17 protein-coding genes and 5 tRNA genes are annotated in these 14,885 nt (G+C 32.1%); all 22 read left to right on the top strand.

The window, feature by feature from the left end; genetic code table 11:
* The first annotated feature begins 18 nt into the window (after positions 1–18).
* Positions 19–1,296, top strand: a complete 1,278-nt coding sequence (locus ACVC5O_RS08980) for a DUF2851 family protein (protein WP_452221148.1) — start codon at positions 19–21, stop codon at positions 1,294–1,296.
* Positions 1,297–1,304: 8 nt separating this feature from the next.
* Positions 1,305–1,532 (top strand): PspC domain-containing protein, encoded by a 228-nt coding sequence (locus ACVC5O_RS08985; RefSeq protein WP_452221149.1) that lies wholly within the window; start codon positions 1,305–1,307, stop codon positions 1,530–1,532.
* The gene (locus tag ACVC5O_RS08990) at positions 1,529–2,548 is read left to right on the top strand and encodes a potassium channel family protein (RefSeq protein WP_452221150.1); all 1,020 of its coding nucleotides are present in this window, start codon (positions 1,529–1,531) and stop codon (positions 2,546–2,548) included. The genes ACVC5O_RS08985 and ACVC5O_RS08990 overlap by 4 nt, the downstream gene beginning before the upstream one ends.
* A gap of 94 nt (positions 2,549–2,642) precedes the next feature.
* Positions 2,643–4,235 carry an alanine/glycine:cation symporter family protein gene (locus tag ACVC5O_RS08995; RefSeq protein ID WP_452221151.1) on the top strand — a complete coding sequence of 531 codons (1,593 nt, stop codon included), beginning with the start codon at positions 2,643–2,645 and terminating at the stop codon, positions 4,233–4,235.
* An 8-nt stretch (positions 4,236–4,243) separates the two neighbouring features.
* Positions 4,244–5,122, top strand: coding sequence for a ComEA family DNA-binding protein (locus tag ACVC5O_RS09000; RefSeq protein WP_452221152.1), 879 nt, complete (start codon positions 4,244–4,246; stop codon positions 5,120–5,122).
* Between the two features lie 34 nt (positions 5,123–5,156).
* Complete coding sequence (locus ACVC5O_RS09005; protein WP_452221153.1) at positions 5,157–6,323, top strand: acyl-CoA dehydrogenase family protein; 1,167 nt, start codon at positions 5,157–5,159, stop codon at positions 6,321–6,323.
* A 216-nt stretch (positions 6,324–6,539) separates the two neighbouring features.
* The gene (locus ACVC5O_RS09010; RefSeq protein ID WP_452221154.1) at positions 6,540–7,967 is read left to right on the top strand and encodes a carboxypeptidase-like regulatory domain-containing protein; all 1,428 of its coding nucleotides are present in this window, start codon (positions 6,540–6,542) and stop codon (positions 7,965–7,967) included.
* 30 nt (positions 7,968–7,997) lie between these two features.
* Complete coding sequence (locus ACVC5O_RS09015; protein ID WP_452221155.1) at positions 7,998–8,621, top strand: outer membrane beta-barrel protein; 624 nt, start codon at positions 7,998–8,000, stop codon at positions 8,619–8,621.
* 28 nt (positions 8,622–8,649) lie between these two features.
* The gene (locus tag ACVC5O_RS09020) at positions 8,650–9,543 is read left to right on the top strand and encodes a tyrosine-type recombinase/integrase (protein WP_452221156.1); all 894 of its coding nucleotides are present in this window, start codon (positions 8,650–8,652) and stop codon (positions 9,541–9,543) included.
* Between the two features lie 32 nt (positions 9,544–9,575).
* Positions 9,576–9,881: a ribosome hibernation-promoting factor, HPF/YfiA family gene (gene hpf, locus ACVC5O_RS09025; protein ID WP_452221157.1), complete on the top strand. Its 306-nt coding sequence runs from the start codon at positions 9,576–9,578 to the stop codon at positions 9,879–9,881.
* Positions 9,882–9,980: 99 nt separating this feature from the next.
* Positions 9,981–10,054: transfer RNA gene (locus ACVC5O_RS09030), tRNA-Thr, on the top strand.
* 61 nt (positions 10,055–10,115) lie between these two features.
* A tRNA-Tyr gene (locus ACVC5O_RS09035) sits at positions 10,116–10,197 on the top strand.
* 57 nt (positions 10,198–10,254) lie between these two features.
* Positions 10,255–10,327, top strand: a tRNA-Gly gene (locus ACVC5O_RS09040).
* Positions 10,328–10,337: 10 nt separating this feature from the next.
* Positions 10,338–10,409, top strand: a tRNA-Thr gene (locus ACVC5O_RS09045).
* 61 nt (positions 10,410–10,470) lie between these two features.
* Complete coding sequence (tuf, locus tag ACVC5O_RS09050; RefSeq protein WP_452221158.1) at positions 10,471–11,658, top strand: elongation factor Tu; 1,188 nt, start codon at positions 10,471–10,473, stop codon at positions 11,656–11,658.
* 64 nt (positions 11,659–11,722) lie between these two features.
* Positions 11,723–11,795: transfer RNA gene (locus tag ACVC5O_RS09055), tRNA-Trp, on the top strand.
* Between the two features lie 57 nt (positions 11,796–11,852).
* Positions 11,853–12,047 carry a preprotein translocase subunit SecE gene (secE, locus tag ACVC5O_RS09060; protein WP_452221159.1) on the top strand — a complete coding sequence of 65 codons (195 nt, stop codon included), beginning with the start codon at positions 11,853–11,855 and terminating at the stop codon, positions 12,045–12,047.
* 6 nt (positions 12,048–12,053) lie between these two features.
* Entirely contained in the window at positions 12,054–12,608 is a 555-nt protein-coding gene (nusG, locus tag ACVC5O_RS09065) for a transcription termination/antitermination protein NusG (protein ID WP_452221160.1), read from the top strand.
* A 70-nt stretch (positions 12,609–12,678) separates the two neighbouring features.
* A complete protein-coding gene (rplK, locus tag ACVC5O_RS09070; protein WP_452221161.1) occupies positions 12,679–13,119 on the top strand; it encodes a 50S ribosomal protein L11 in 441 nt (146 codons plus the stop codon).
* Positions 13,120–13,140: 21 nt separating this feature from the next.
* Positions 13,141–13,830, top strand: a complete 690-nt coding sequence (gene rplA, locus ACVC5O_RS09075) for a 50S ribosomal protein L1 (protein WP_452221162.1) — start codon at positions 13,141–13,143, stop codon at positions 13,828–13,830.
* Between the two features lie 19 nt (positions 13,831–13,849).
* Positions 13,850–14,371 (top strand): 50S ribosomal protein L10, encoded by a 522-nt coding sequence (gene rplJ / locus ACVC5O_RS09080; RefSeq protein ID WP_452221163.1) that lies wholly within the window; start codon positions 13,850–13,852, stop codon positions 14,369–14,371.
* 70 nt (positions 14,372–14,441) lie between these two features.
* Positions 14,442–14,816, top strand: a complete 375-nt coding sequence (rplL, locus tag ACVC5O_RS09085; protein WP_452221164.1) for a 50S ribosomal protein L7/L12 — start codon at positions 14,442–14,444, stop codon at positions 14,814–14,816.
* Positions 14,817–14,885 lie beyond the last annotated feature (69 nt).

Consider the following 14,885-nt stretch of genomic DNA (forward strand, 5'->3'; position numbering starts at 1 on the left):
GTAGATTACCTTTAAAACATGCAAGAAGACTTTTTACACTACATCTGGAAATATAAAAAGTTTACAACAACTCACTTACAAACTACAAACTACGAAGTTGTTACTTTACTAACTGTTGGCTCACATAATCATAATACAGGTCCAGACTTTTTTAATGCACAACTTAAAATCAATGAACAGCTTTGGGCAGGCAATGTAGAGATACATGTAAAATCTTCGGATTGGTTTTTACATAACCACGAAACAGATGCGAATTACGATAATGTAATATTGCATGTCGTTTGGGAACACGACACACCAATTTTTAGAAAAGACAATACAGAAATTCCCACTTTAGAGCTAAAAGAGTACGTGTCTGCAAAAGCATTAACTAATTATAATGCCTTATTTAACTCCACACCAACTTGGATTAATTGTGAAGCCAAATTTCCTCAAACCGAAGATTTTATTTTAGAACATTGGTTAGAACGCTTGTATATAGAGCGTTTAGAACGAAAATCTTTAGAGATAGAAGCGATGCTAAAACACTCTAAAAACGATTGGGAAGCTGTACTCTTTAAATTACTGACTAAAAATTTTGGTTTAAAAGTCAATAAAGAGGCTTTTTTAAGTATTGCTGAAAGTATTGAATTTTCAATTATAAGAAAATTGCAATCTCATCCAATTCAATTGGAAGCTTTACTACTTGGACAAGCAAATTTATTAACCGAAGCCATTGAAGATGCATATTATGTAGAACTAAATAGAGAATACACTTTTTTAAAACAGAAATTTAATTTAAACAATAGTCACATTACACCAATTCAATTTTTTAGGCTAAGGCCTTCAAATTTCCCAACTATTAGACTATCTCAATTAGCGAGCGTTTACACTCAAAACCAGAATTTATTTTCTCAAATAATAAACACTGAAACATTAGAAGATTTTTATAAACTATTCACTGTAAAAACAAGTGCATTTTGGGAGTCACATTATACATTCTCTAAAACCTCTAAATTTCAAATAAAAACAACAACAAAGTCTTTTATAGAGTTGTTGCTAATTAATACAATACTGCCAATTAAATTTAGTTACGCTAAGTATAATGGAAAATCGATTAACGATTCAATTCTAAACTTGTTAAGAGCCGTAAAACCAGAAAACAACAGTATAGTTAATAAATTTAATACATTAAAACCAATAAATCACTCTGCTTTACAATCGCAAGCACTTTTAGAACTTAAAACAAATTATTGTGATAAAAATAAATGCTTAGAATGCGCTATTGGTAGTACAATTTTAACAGGAAATGTGTAATTTGCAATATGAAATTGTTTTATAACTTATTACATTACTTTCAAAAACGTGGTTATTACGTTTGTCAGCGTATTGCAGATCGCTTAGGAATAAGAGCAAAAGTAGTTCGCACATCCTTTATGTATCTTACTTTTGTAACCGTAGGTTTTGGGTTTGCGTTATACCTATTTTTAGCCTTTTGGATGCGTATTAAAGATATATTATATACTAAACGAACCTCAGTTTTCGATTTATGAATCCAGTTCTAAAATTTTTTAGATCAAAAATATATACAGCGCTATTTCTGCTAATACTCATACTTATTATTGGTGTTTTAGGCTATAGAATAATCTCTGGCTACACTTGGGTAGATTCGTTTTACATGACGGTTATAACCATTACCACTGTTGGTTTTGGAGAAGTACAACCCTTAGATGCTAACTCAAAATTATTTACCATATTTTTAATCTTAACCAGTGTTGTTGTTGTAGGTTTCGCAATAAGTATTATAACTGAATATATTTTAAGTAAAAACAATCTTGAAGATCTTAAAAAGAAAAAGATGAAAAAAATAATAAATGCTTGCGACAATCATATCATTATTTGTGGCTATGGTCGTAACGGAAAGCAAGCAGCAACAAAGTTAAAAGCTTACAATAAAGCATTTGTAGTTATAGAAAGAGATAAAGAAATTATTGAAAAAAACGACAATGATAACGTAATGTTTGTACATGGAAATGCTAATGAAGACGACGTGCTTTTAGAAGCTGGAATAGAACGTGCAGAAACATTAATAGCAGCCTTGCCAGACGATGCAGATAATTTATTTGTTGTGCTATCTGCTAGGCAAATAAATAAGCACTTAAATATAATTAGTAGAGCATCTCAAGAAACATCGTATAAAAAATTAAAACTTGCAGGAGCAAACAACGTAATTTTACCAGATAAAATTGGAGGCGATCACATGGCATCTTTGGTTGTAGTGCCAGATTTAATTGAGTTTATAGATAACCTTTCTATAGTTGGGGAAGAAAATATTAATATTGAAGAAATTGAAATAGAAAAACTCTACAACTCAACCACAGTGCAAACCATTAGAGATTTAGACTTAAGAAGAAAAACAGGATGTACTGTGATTGGTTTTAAAAACCCAAATGGAGAATACGTTGTAAATCCAGAAGCTGAAATAAAACTAGTACCAAAATCTAAGATTATTGTATTAGGACGACCAGAGCAAATACGCAAGCTCAATACAATTTATAACATTACTTAAATCATAGATTTTAACAAGCGATGCTTTAAAAAATCATTTTTTTTTAGCATCTTGTAAGCTTTAACAAAAAACTAACTAAATATAATAACATATTATGAAGAAATTTCTTCTTTCAATGCTCACAATTATTTTACCGCTTTTAACCTTTGCGCAAGATGCAGAAAGAGGTATTGATCAAATTATAGACGAAAAATTTGGTAATGCTACAGGATGGTTTGTAGAACTTATATTTTATCAAATTCCGTTTACAGATACAATTAGCGTGTATTGGGTATTGTTCCCATTAATATTAGGTGCATTATATTTTACCTTATATTTTAATTTTATAAATTTTAGAGGCTTTTTTACTTCCGTAAATATTGTACGTGGTAAATACGATGAGTTAGATCACCACGAATCTTTAATTGGAGCAGGAGACTCTACTCCAGGAGGAGATAATATAGAAACTATAGCTATAGAAAATCATGAAGGCGAAGTATCCCATTTCCAAGCACTAACTGCTGCTTTATCCGCAACTGTAGGTTTAGGTAATATTGCAGGAGTAGCAATTGCAGTTTCAATTGGTGGAGCAGGAGCAACCTTTTGGATGATTATTGCTGGTTTTTTAGGGATGGCGTCTAAATTTGTAGAGTGTACACTTGGTGTAAAATATAGAGATATTGCAGAAGATGGAACCGTTTATGGTGGTCCAATGTATTATTTAACAAAAGGATTAAAATCTAAAGGACTAGGTGGTTTAGGAAAAGTATTAGCTGTTCTCTTTGCTATTTTTGTTATTGGAGGATCATTTGGAGGTGGAAACATGTTCCAAGTTAATCAAGCTTTTCAGTTAGTAGAAAACATAACTGGAGGCGAACAATCGTTCTTACGTGGCTATGGTTGGGCATTTGGTCTAGTAATGGCAACTCTTGTAGGAATTGTTATTATTGGTGGTATTAAAAAGATTGCTAAAGTAACAGATAAAATAGTACCATTTATGGTTGCCATTTATGTAGCAGCATCGTTATTTGTAATTTTTGCTAAATTCGATTTAATAGGTAGTGCGTTTGCAGCCATTTGGAATGGAGCATTTAGTCCAGAAGGTATTGCAGGTGGAGCAGTTGGAGTGTTAATCCAAGGATTTAGACGTGCCGCATTCTCAAACGAAGCAGGTATTGGTTCGGCATCTATTGCACACTCTGCAGTAAAAACTAAATATGCTGCAAGTGAAGGGATGGTTGCTTTATTAGAACCATTTATAGATACTGTAGTAGTGTGTACAATGACCGCTTTGGTATTAATTATAACAGGTTTTGTAGATCCTGCAAATCCACCATCAAGTGATGCACAAGCTATTTTATTAACCTCTAGCGCATTCGAATCTTCAATATCATGGTTTCCTTATGTATTAACAGTAGCAGTAGTATTATTTGCTTTTAGTTCAATGATTTCATGGTCGTATTATGGTTTTCAAGGATGGACGTATTTATTTGGACGCTCTAAACGAGCAGAATACACCTATAAAGTTATTTTCTGTATCTTCGTAGTAGTAGGAGCTGCAGCTAGTTTAGGCTCTGTAATTGGATTCTCAGATGCTATGGTATTTGCAATGATGGTACCCAATATGATTGGATTAATATTATTAGCACCAAAAGTAAAAGAGGAACTAAATAAATATATGGCTGCAATTAAAGCTAAAAATTTATAAGTAAGAAAATGTCAAAAATTAAATCCCATTTCATGTTCACTAAGCAACAACGAAATGGGATTTTCTTTTTAGTATTTTTAATTATTGTTCTACAATGTGCTTACTTTTTTATTGAAAAGCCTTCAGTTATAGTAAACGATAATACTGAAGAATTTCAACGATTTAACAAAGAAATGGATTCGCTTAAATTGCTAGCTTTAGAACAAAAAAAGCCAAAAATTTATCCGTTTAATCCAAATTTTATTACAGATTATAAAGGGTACACTTTAGGGATGACTCCTGAAGAAATCGATAGGCTACATGCATATAGAAAACAAGATAAATGGGTGAATTCTTCTAAGGAGTTTCAGCAAATAACAAAAATTTCAGACTCATTACTAGCTTCTATTTCTCCTTATTTTAAATTCCCAGAATGGGTTACAAATCCAAAACCTAAAACATATAATTATTCCAATAACTACAATAATACACCTAAAACTTTTCAGCAAAAAATTGATTTAAATACAGCAACTGCTGCACAACTAAAAAAGGTAAATGGTATTGGCGAAAAACTATCGGAACGCATTATAAAATATAGAGAAAAAAATAATGGTTTTGTTTCGGATATTGAATTAAGTGAGGTATATGGATTGTCTCCTGAAGTGATTGAGAGAGTCACCAACCAATTTACAGTTAAAACTCCAAAATCTATTAAAAAAGTAGCTTTAAATACTGCGACAAGAGACCAATTAGTTACAATTAAACATATAGACTACGAAATTGCGCATCAAATTATTGAACAGCGAACATTACGAGATGGGTTTAAATCTTTAGACGAATTAGAGAAAGTTAAATATTTTCCTATCCAAAAAATAGAGATAATTAAGTTATATTTGTCATTAGAATAATATACTAATATTTAAGTTAAAAACACTATAGATTATGGATGGTATGTACTTCACAGAAGAGCATGAAATGTTTAGAAAAAGCCTACAAGATTTTTTACAAAAAGAAGTTGTTCCTCATATTGATAAATGGGAGCAAACAGGACATATAGAGCGTTTTATTTGGGAGAAATTTGGAGAAATGGGTTTTTTTGGAATCAACTATCCAGAACAATATGGTGGTATGGACTTAGATTTATTTTATACAGTAATTCTGTTAGAAGAATTGCAAAAAATCAATTCTGGTGGTTTTGCAGCTGCAATCTGGGCTCATGCTTATTTAGCAATGACGCACGTTAATAAAGAAGGAAGCGAAGCTATAAAACAAAAATACTTAACAGCTAGTATTACTGGCGAGAAAATAGGATGTCTTTGTATTACAGAGCCTTTTGGTGGTAGTGATGTTGCAGGAATGCGTACAACTGCCATTAAAAAAGGAGATACTTATGTTTTAAATGGCTCTAAAACATTTATTACTAATGGAGTCTATAGTGATTATTTAGTGGTTGCCGCAAAAACAGATCCAGAAGCAGGACATAAAGGTATGAGTATTTTTATAATGGATAGAGATACACCAGGAATCTCTGCCACCAAATTAGATAAATTAGGTTGGAGAGCTTCAGACACAGGAGAAATCGCGTTCGATAACGTAACTATTCCTGCAAGTAATCTAATGGGAGAAGAAGGTAAAGGCTTTCCATACATTATGCAACATTTTGCCTTAGAACGCCTTATAATGGGTATAAATGCACATGCACGTGCAGAGTTTGCTTTGGAGTATGCTAAGCAATATATGAGTGAGCGAACTGCTTTTGGCAAGACTATTGATAAGTTTCAAGCATTAAGACATAGTTATGCAGAGATGTATGCAGATATGACAATTTGCAAGGCATTTAATTACTCCATTGCTTATAGATTAAATAAAGGAGAATATGTGGTGGAAGAAGCTACAATTTCTAAATTAAAATCAACAAAAATGGCAGACGATGTAATTAACCAATGTTTGCAGTTTTTAGGTGGTTATGGTTATATGGAAGAGTATCCATTAGCAAGATTGTTACGCGACAGTCGCTTAGGTCCAATTGGTGGTGGTACTTCTGAAATCTTAAGAGAGATTATCGCTAAACTAGTAATAGATAATAAGGATTATAAACCAGCGACGTAAAGATTTGATTCTCAGTTTAGCGAAAATTTTTTTCAATTTTGCTAAACTAGTAATTGATAATAAGGATTATAAACCAGCGACGTAAAGATTTAATTATCATTTTAGCGAAAATTTTTTTCAATTTCTCTAAACTAGTAATAGATAATTAGGAGTAGAAGTCTGCAACATAATGTCTTAATTAGCGTTTTAATACAAAAGACTTTATAAAATTTAAAAATGAAATTAATTACAGTTAAACAACTCATACAACTAGCTTTAACTTTCGCATGTTTTGTTGGATTTTCTCAGCAAGAACTTAAAAATATAATTATAGACGAAGCACTCTATACTCCAATAGAAAATGCGAGTATCTATGTTCAAAACACAACCATTGGTACAGTAAGTAACGTCGATGGAAAATTCACACTAGTAGTACCCGAAAAACATGCTAAAGATACTTTAATCGTATCGTCAATTGGTTATAAAAGCTTTAAAGTTCCTGTAAACGAGTTTGATAATGCAATGGAGGTGTTTTTAGAAAGCGAAGTTGCTTCTTTAGACGAAGTTGTACTAATAGCAGACCCAAGGCCAACAACAGGAAACGATATTGTGGTAAGAGCAATAAACAGGTTGCCACGTAACATGCCAGACTCGTCCTATATTCAAAAAGGGTTTTTAAGACATAAAGAGCGCAATAAAAAAGAGTTTAAATGGCTAATAGAAAGTGCTATTTCTGTTTACGATTCTAGTTTCGCAGTAGGTTCTAAAGAGCAATTAAAAATAAATGTGGATCAAGTGCGTAAAAGTTACGATTTACGCGATTTAGATAGCCTGTTTTCATATTCAACATATCTTAGGTACAAGGCCAAAAATGTAAATTTAAAAGCCAAAAACTTACGAAGAGATACAATAGAAACAGCATCTTTAATCAAAGCCATTAAATGGAATGATACCAGAGTTAACGGATTAGAAAATCTTTTTAAAGGCAAACTTAATTTAGTACGTAATGCACAAGGCGCAAAAGCTTTATTTGGTGACAATATATTAAGCAATCATCAATTTAAATTAGATACAATTTTGGTAGATAATGGTCGTAAATTATATAAAATTGAAATCTTAAAAGGCGAAGATTATGTAGGCTTAAACACCGAAGGCATCTATAACGAAGGGTTTAATGCGCAAGGTTGGATTTATATTTATTATGATAATTACGCCTTCAAAAAAATAGAATACGAACTTATTGCAGCTTCAAAAGCACAAAAAAGCCGAAGCAAAACCCTTTACGCTACCAATGTAAATCATAAGTTAGTAATTAGTTATAGAGAGTATAATAATAAAATGTATCCTAATTACATATACTACGAAACTCCAAAACTAGTCAATGTTGGATTTAAGCCAAAAGGAAAAGTAAGTGAAGAAGAGCTAGCAAAATATAATAATGAAGAACGCTATTATTATACAGTACAAGAAATATTATTTACTGAAATTATTTTAGACCAAGAAGAAGTTAATCAAGCAATGACATCAAATTGGGATCCAGACATTTTTTCTCCAAAACCTTATGATAAAGACTTTTGGAAAAACTACAACACACTACTGGAAAGTGAAGAAGACGAAAAATTGATTAATGATTTAACAAAAAGATCGTCATTGTTTAAAGAGTAATGTTATGTTTTTTAATAATTAGCATCAATTATGTTTAAAAACAACTTTCTAATTTTATTTTTTTTATTAAGCATTAATGTTGTTTTTTCACAGCAGAAAAATTTAGATAATGATAAAGGAGATTGGATAGTAACGAATCAAATTGGTTTCGGTGTTTTAGAAGCTAAAAATGCTTACAAATTAAATGTAACTGTATTTGAAGGTTCTCTTCTAAAAGAATTTAAGCTTAAAAATAATTTATCAATAATTGGAGGAATTGAGAACTTACGAGTTACTGGAAATTTTTTTGAAAATAATAATCAACTATTTTTACGTAATAACTATTTAAACATTCCATTATTATTGAGGCTTTCTAATATAACCAATCAAAAAAAAGCTTCTTTCTATGGAGACTTAGGTTTTTATGGAGCATATTTATTAAAGTCAAAAACAGAAGATATTGCATCTAATACAGATGTATCAGCAAAAAATTTAGGATTTAATTTTGGTTTGCAATTTAGTTTTGGATTAAAATATAAAATTAATGACAATTGGAATTTTAATATAGGTATGAAATCCAAATCTGACTTAATTAATAGTTATGAAAATTCAAGTCAAGAATTTACTTTAACTCAATTTTATGCAATTCAGATAGGATTAGGTTTAAAAATCTAAGGTTTAAAAAAATAAACAATTAATTTCTATGGCAATCCAAGAGTTTATAAACTATTTATCATTAGAAAAAAACTACTCTAAACATACAATTACTGCCTATAAAAATGATATTAATAGGTTTTCAGAATTTATAAAAACTGAATACAATCAAGACTCAATAAATGAGATTAACTATTCGCAAATTAGAAGTTGGATTGTTGTTTTAGTCGAAAACAATAGTAGTAACAGAACCATCAATCGGAAAATAGCGTCACTTAGTGCCTATTATAAGTTCTTGCTTAAAACAGAAACAATTACCACAAACCCTTTAATAAAACACAGAGCTTTAAAAACCAGCAAAAAAGTACACTTGCCTTTTTCTGAAAATGAAATTGAAACAGTTTTAAATACCTTTATTTATGACGATGATTTCGAAAGTATAAGAAATAAACTAATTATAGAGCTTTTTTATACCACAGGAATAAGAAGAATAGAACTAATAAATATAAAAATCGAGGACATAGATAGCTCAAACAAAACCCTAAAAGTACTTGGTAAACGAAATAAAGAACGCATAATACCATTATTAGACAGTTTAATAATTACACTAAATAAATATTTAGAGCATAGAAGTGCCTTGGAAGTAATAGAAGGTAAAAGACTATTATTTTTAACAAAAAAAGGAGTTAAAATATACGAAACACTTGTTTATCGAATAATAAAGGATTATTTTAGTAAAGTGTCAACTAAAGTAAAAAAGAGTCCGCACATACTCAGACATTCTTTTGCTACACATCTGTTAAATGAAGGAGCAGATTTAAACGCAGTAAAAGAATTGTTAGGACATACAAGTCTGGCAGCAACACAAATATATACGCATAACAGTATAGCAGAACTTAAAAAAGTATATGCCAAATCACATCCAAGAAGTAAAAATAAATAATAACGTAATGTTTAACCAATAATAATAGAACTATGAAGGTGAACACACAATCAGTAAACTTTAACGCAAAACCAGAGTTATTAAATTTTATTCAAAAAAGAATGGATAAATTAGATATGTACTTTGATAAAGTTATTCAAACCGACGTCTATTTAAAAGTAGAGAATACAAGTAATAAAGAAAATAAAATTTTTGAAGCCAAAGTAAAAATTCCTGGCGATAGTTTAGTAATTAAAAAACAATGCAAAACTTTCGAAGAAGGTGTAGATGTGGCTGTTGCATCGCTTCAAAGACAGCTAAAAAGGAAAAAAGAAAAATTAAGAACACATTTATCATAAAAATTTTTAAAAAAATGTTTTAAATAATAATAAAAATATATACATTTGCAGTCCGTTAGAAATAGCGGGCTTTTTTTAATGTAAAAATTGCAGTTAAAAGCCGATGTAGCTCAGCTGGCTAGAGCAGCTGATTTGTAATCAGCAGGTCGTGGGTTCGAGTCCCTCCATCGGCTCTTAAATAACTAAGTTTTTTAACTTAGAAGTTCTTAAAGTTAATGTAAAGTTTAAAAAAAAGGGGAGATACTCAAGCGGCCAACGAGGGCAGACTGTAAATCTGCTGACTACGTCTTCGCAGGTTCGAATCCTGCTCTCCCCACTTTTTTTATCAAAAACCGATAAAAATAAATTATTAAACTTGGATTTTTAAATAATTGCGAGAGTAGCTCAGTTGGTAGAGCGTCAGCCTTCCAAGCTGAATGTCGCCGGTTCGAACCCGGTCTCTCGCTCTAATATTTAGCCGGTGTAGCTCAGGGGTAGAGCGTTTCCTTGGTAAGGAAGAGGTCACGGGTTCAAATCCCGTCATTGGCTCATTATTATTTGAATAAATATTGAACACTAATATAAATTAAGATTAAAATAAATTAAAAACATGGCAAAGGCAACTTTCGATCGTTCAAAACCACACTTAAATATTGGTACTATTGGACACGTAGATCACGGTAAAACAACTTTAACTGCTGCTATTACTAAAGTATTAGCTGATGCAGGTTTCTCGGAAGCGAGATCATTTGATCAAATTGATAATGCTCCTGAGGAGAAAGAAAGAGGTATTACAATTAATACTTCGCACGTAGAATACCAAACAGAAAATCGTCACTATGCACACGTAGATTGTCCAGGTCACGCCGATTATGTAAAGAACATGGTAACTGGTGCTGCGCAAATGGATGGTGCTATTTTAGTAGTTGCGGCTACAGATGGTCCAATGCCACAAACTCGTGAGCATATCTTATTAGGACGCCAGGTAGGAATACCTCGTATCGTTGTTTTCTTAAACAAAGTTGATATGGTTGATGATGAGGAGCTTTTAGAGTTAGTAGATATGGAAGTTAGAGATTTATTAAACTTCTATGAATATGATGGAGATAATGGACCTGTAGTATCTGGTTCTGCTTTAGGTGCACTTAACGGTGAGCAAAAGTGGGTTGATACAGTATTAGAGTTAATGAAAGCTGTTGATGAGTGGATCGAGGAGCCATTAAGAGAGGTAGATAAGGATTTCTTAATGCCAATTGAAGATGTATTCTCAATTACTGGTCGTGGTACTGTTGCAACTGGTCGTATAGAAACTGGTATCGCAAATACTGGAGATCCTGTAGAGATTATTGGTATGGGAGCTGAAAAGTTAACATCTACAATAACAGGTATTGAAATGTTCCGTCAAATATTAGATAGAGGTGAAGCTGGAGATAATGCAGGTATCTTATTAAGAGGTATTGAAAAATCACAGATTTCTAGAGGAATGGTTATTACTAAGCCTGGATCTGTAACACCACACGCTAAATTTAAAGCTGAGGTTTATATCCTTAAAAAAGAAGAAGGTGGACGTCATACTCCATTCCATAACAACTACCGTCCTCAGTTCTACGTAAGAACAACTGACGTAACAGGAAACATTGCGCTTCCATCAGGAGTTGAAATGGTAATGCCTGGAGATAACTTAACTATTACTGTTGAGTTAATCCAACCAATTGCAATGAATATTGGTCTTCGTTTCGCAATACGTGAAGGAGGAAGAACAGTTGGAGCTGGTCAGGTAACAGAGATTTTAGACTAATAATTAGTTTATAAAAATATTGAGTTAAGGTGTCTCGTTTTTCGTGACACCTTGACTTATATTTACGGGTTTAGCTCAGTTGGTAGAGCACTGGTCTCCAAAACCAGGTGTCGGGAGTTCGAGTCTCTCAACCCGTGCACAGAAAAATAAAATAGGTGTAGTAGTTTATATGCTACAGTAAATAAATAAAACAAATGGCTGGAATAGTAAATTATATAACTGAATCTTTTGATGAATTAAAAAACAACGTGACTTGGCCAACATGGTCCGAAGCTCAAAAGCTAACTATTGTTGTAGCTGTGTTTTCAATTATATTCTCACTTGCTATTTGGGGAATTGATACTGTTTTTAGTAAAGTAATTGCGTTTTATTTTGATCTTATTAAGTAGAAGGATATGGCAGAGGGTAACGAAAAAAAATGGTATGTAGTAAGAGCTGTAAGTGGTCAAGAAAATAAGATTAAAACTTACATTGAGAATGAAATAGCGCGATTAGGACTTCAGGACTATGTTGAAGAGGTGCTAGTGCCAATGGAGAAAGTAGTTCAAATTCGTAATGGAAAAAAAGTAAATAAAGAGAAAGTTCACTTTAGTGGTTACATAATGGTAAAAGCCAATTTATCAGGAGAAATTCCTCATATTATTAAAGGCATTACAAACGTTATAGGCTTTTTAGGTGCAACAAAAGGAGGAGACCCTTTACCACTTCGCCAGTCTGAGGTAAATAGAATGCTTGGTAAAGTCGATGAACTTTCTGTAGAATCAGATTCTAATGTAGCAATTCCTTTTACAACAGGAGAAACTGTTAAAGTAATTGATGGACCATTTAACGGTTTTGATGGTACTATAGAAAAGATAAATGAAGAAAAACGTAAGTTAGAAGTAATGGTTAAGATTTTTGGAAGAAAGACTCCATTAGAGCTTAACTATATGCAAGTAGAAAAAATATAATAATTGTTACATTATCGATACAATCTTAAGCTTCCAATTTAAGTTTTGTATCACAATAAAATAATTTAAAATGGCAAAAGAATTAGGTAAAGTAGTTAAATTACAAGTTCGGGGAGGTGCAGCGAATCCATCGCCACCGGTTGGACCCGCTTTAGGTGCTGCTGGAGTTAATATTATGGAGTTCTGTAAGCAGTTTAATGCTAGAACTCAAGATAAGCCAGGTAAAGTTTTACCAGTGGTAATATCTGTTTATAAAGACAAGTCTTTTGACTTTGTTATAAAAACTCCTCCAGCTGCAGTACAATTATTAGAAGCGGCCAAATTAAAAAAAGGTTCAGGAGAACCAAACCGAAAAAAAGTAGCTAAAGTTTCTTGGGATCAGGTAAAAACTATCGCTGAAGACAAAATGGTAGATTTAAATGCATTTACTATAGAGTCTGCAATGAAAATGGTTGCTGGTACCGCAAGGTCAATGGGAATTACCGTGACTGGAACTATGCCAACTAATTAATCTATTAAAAGACATTAAAAAATGGCAAGATTAACAAGAAAGCAAAAAGAAGCTGTAGCGAAAATAGAAAAAGATAGAGTTTACTCTATTGAAGAAGCTTCAGCATTAATTAAAGAAATAACTAATACTAAGTTTGATGCATCTGTAGATTTAGCTGTACGTTTAGGAGTTGATCCTAGAAAAGCAAACCAAATGGTTAGAGGTGTTGTATCTCTTCCACATGGTACAGGTAAAGATGTTAAAGTTTTAGCATTAGTAACACCAGATAAAGAAGCAGAAGCTAAAGAAGCTGGTGCAGATTATGTTGGTTTAGACGAGTACTTAGATAAAATTAAAAGCGGTTGGACAGATGTTGATGTTATTATCACCATGCCAAGTGTTATGGGTAAATTAGGTCCTTTAGGACGTGTATTAGGTCCTCGTGGTTTAATGCCTAACCCAAAGACTGGTACTGTAACAATGGATGTTGCAAAAGCAGTAACCGAAGTTAAAGCTGGTAAAATCGACTTTAAAGTAGATAAAACAGGAATCGTACATGCAGCAATAGGAAAAGCATCTTTTAGTGCAGATAAAATTGCAGGTAACGCAAACGAATTACTAACAACATTAATGAAACTTAAGCCTACTGCTGCAAAAGGAGTTTATGTAAAAAGCATATTTATGTCTTCTACCATGAGTCCAAGTATTGCTGTAGATACTAAAATAGGTTAATTAGTTAAAAACTTTTATTATGACAAGAGAAGAGAAATCACAAGTAATTAAAGACTTAACTACACAATTAGCCACTAATGCTAATATCTACCTAACAGATATTTCAGGATTAAATGCATCCATGACTTCAGATTTACGTCGTGCTTGTTACAAATCAAATATCAAGTTAGCAGTTGTTAAGAACACATTACTTGAAAAAGCAATGGAAGCTTCAGAGAGAGAGTTTGGAGAACTTCCAACAGTACTTAAAGGAAATACATCTGTGATGTATTCTGAAACAGGAAATGCTCCTGCTAAAGTAATAAAAGCCTTCAGAAAGAAATCTGAAAAACCTTTATTAAAAGGTGCTTTTATTGAAGAGATTATTTATTTAGGAGACGACCAATTAGATATGTTGGTTGATATTAAATCAAAAGAAGAATTAATTGGAGAAATCATTGGATTATTACAATCTCCAGCTAAGAACGTTGTTTCTGCACTTAAATCAAGTGGAGGAAAACTTTCAGGAATTCTTAAAACATTATCTCAAAAAGAGGGATAATAATTAAACGTGTACGCACTTTTTACAATTATATTATATTATATTAAAAAATTATTAAAACGATAGAAAAATGGCAGATTTAAAAGATTTCGCAGAACAATTAGTTAACTTAACAGTAAAAGAAGTTAACGAATTAGCAACAATATTAAAAGATGAGTATGGTATAGAGCCTGCTGCTGCTGCAGTAGCTATGGCTGGACCTGCTGCTGGTGGTGGAGACGCTGCTGAAGAAAAAACTGAATTTGATGTAATCCTTAAAGCCGCTGGTGGTTCTAAATTAGCAGTTGTAAAACTTGTTAAAGAATTAACAGGATTAGGATTAAAAGAAGCTAAAGGATTAGTTGACGATGCACCAAGTGCAATCAAAGAAGGTGTTTCTAAAGATGAAGCTGAAGGATTAAAAACTTCATTAGAAGAAGCAGGAGCAGAGGTTGAGCTTAAGTAAGCTTACCAACTAAACAAACTTAAGGTTTAGGTCTGGAGTATGCACTCTAAGACCTAAACCATTTTGTGT

It is taken from the genome of Lacinutrix salivirga, from assembly GCF_053604675.1.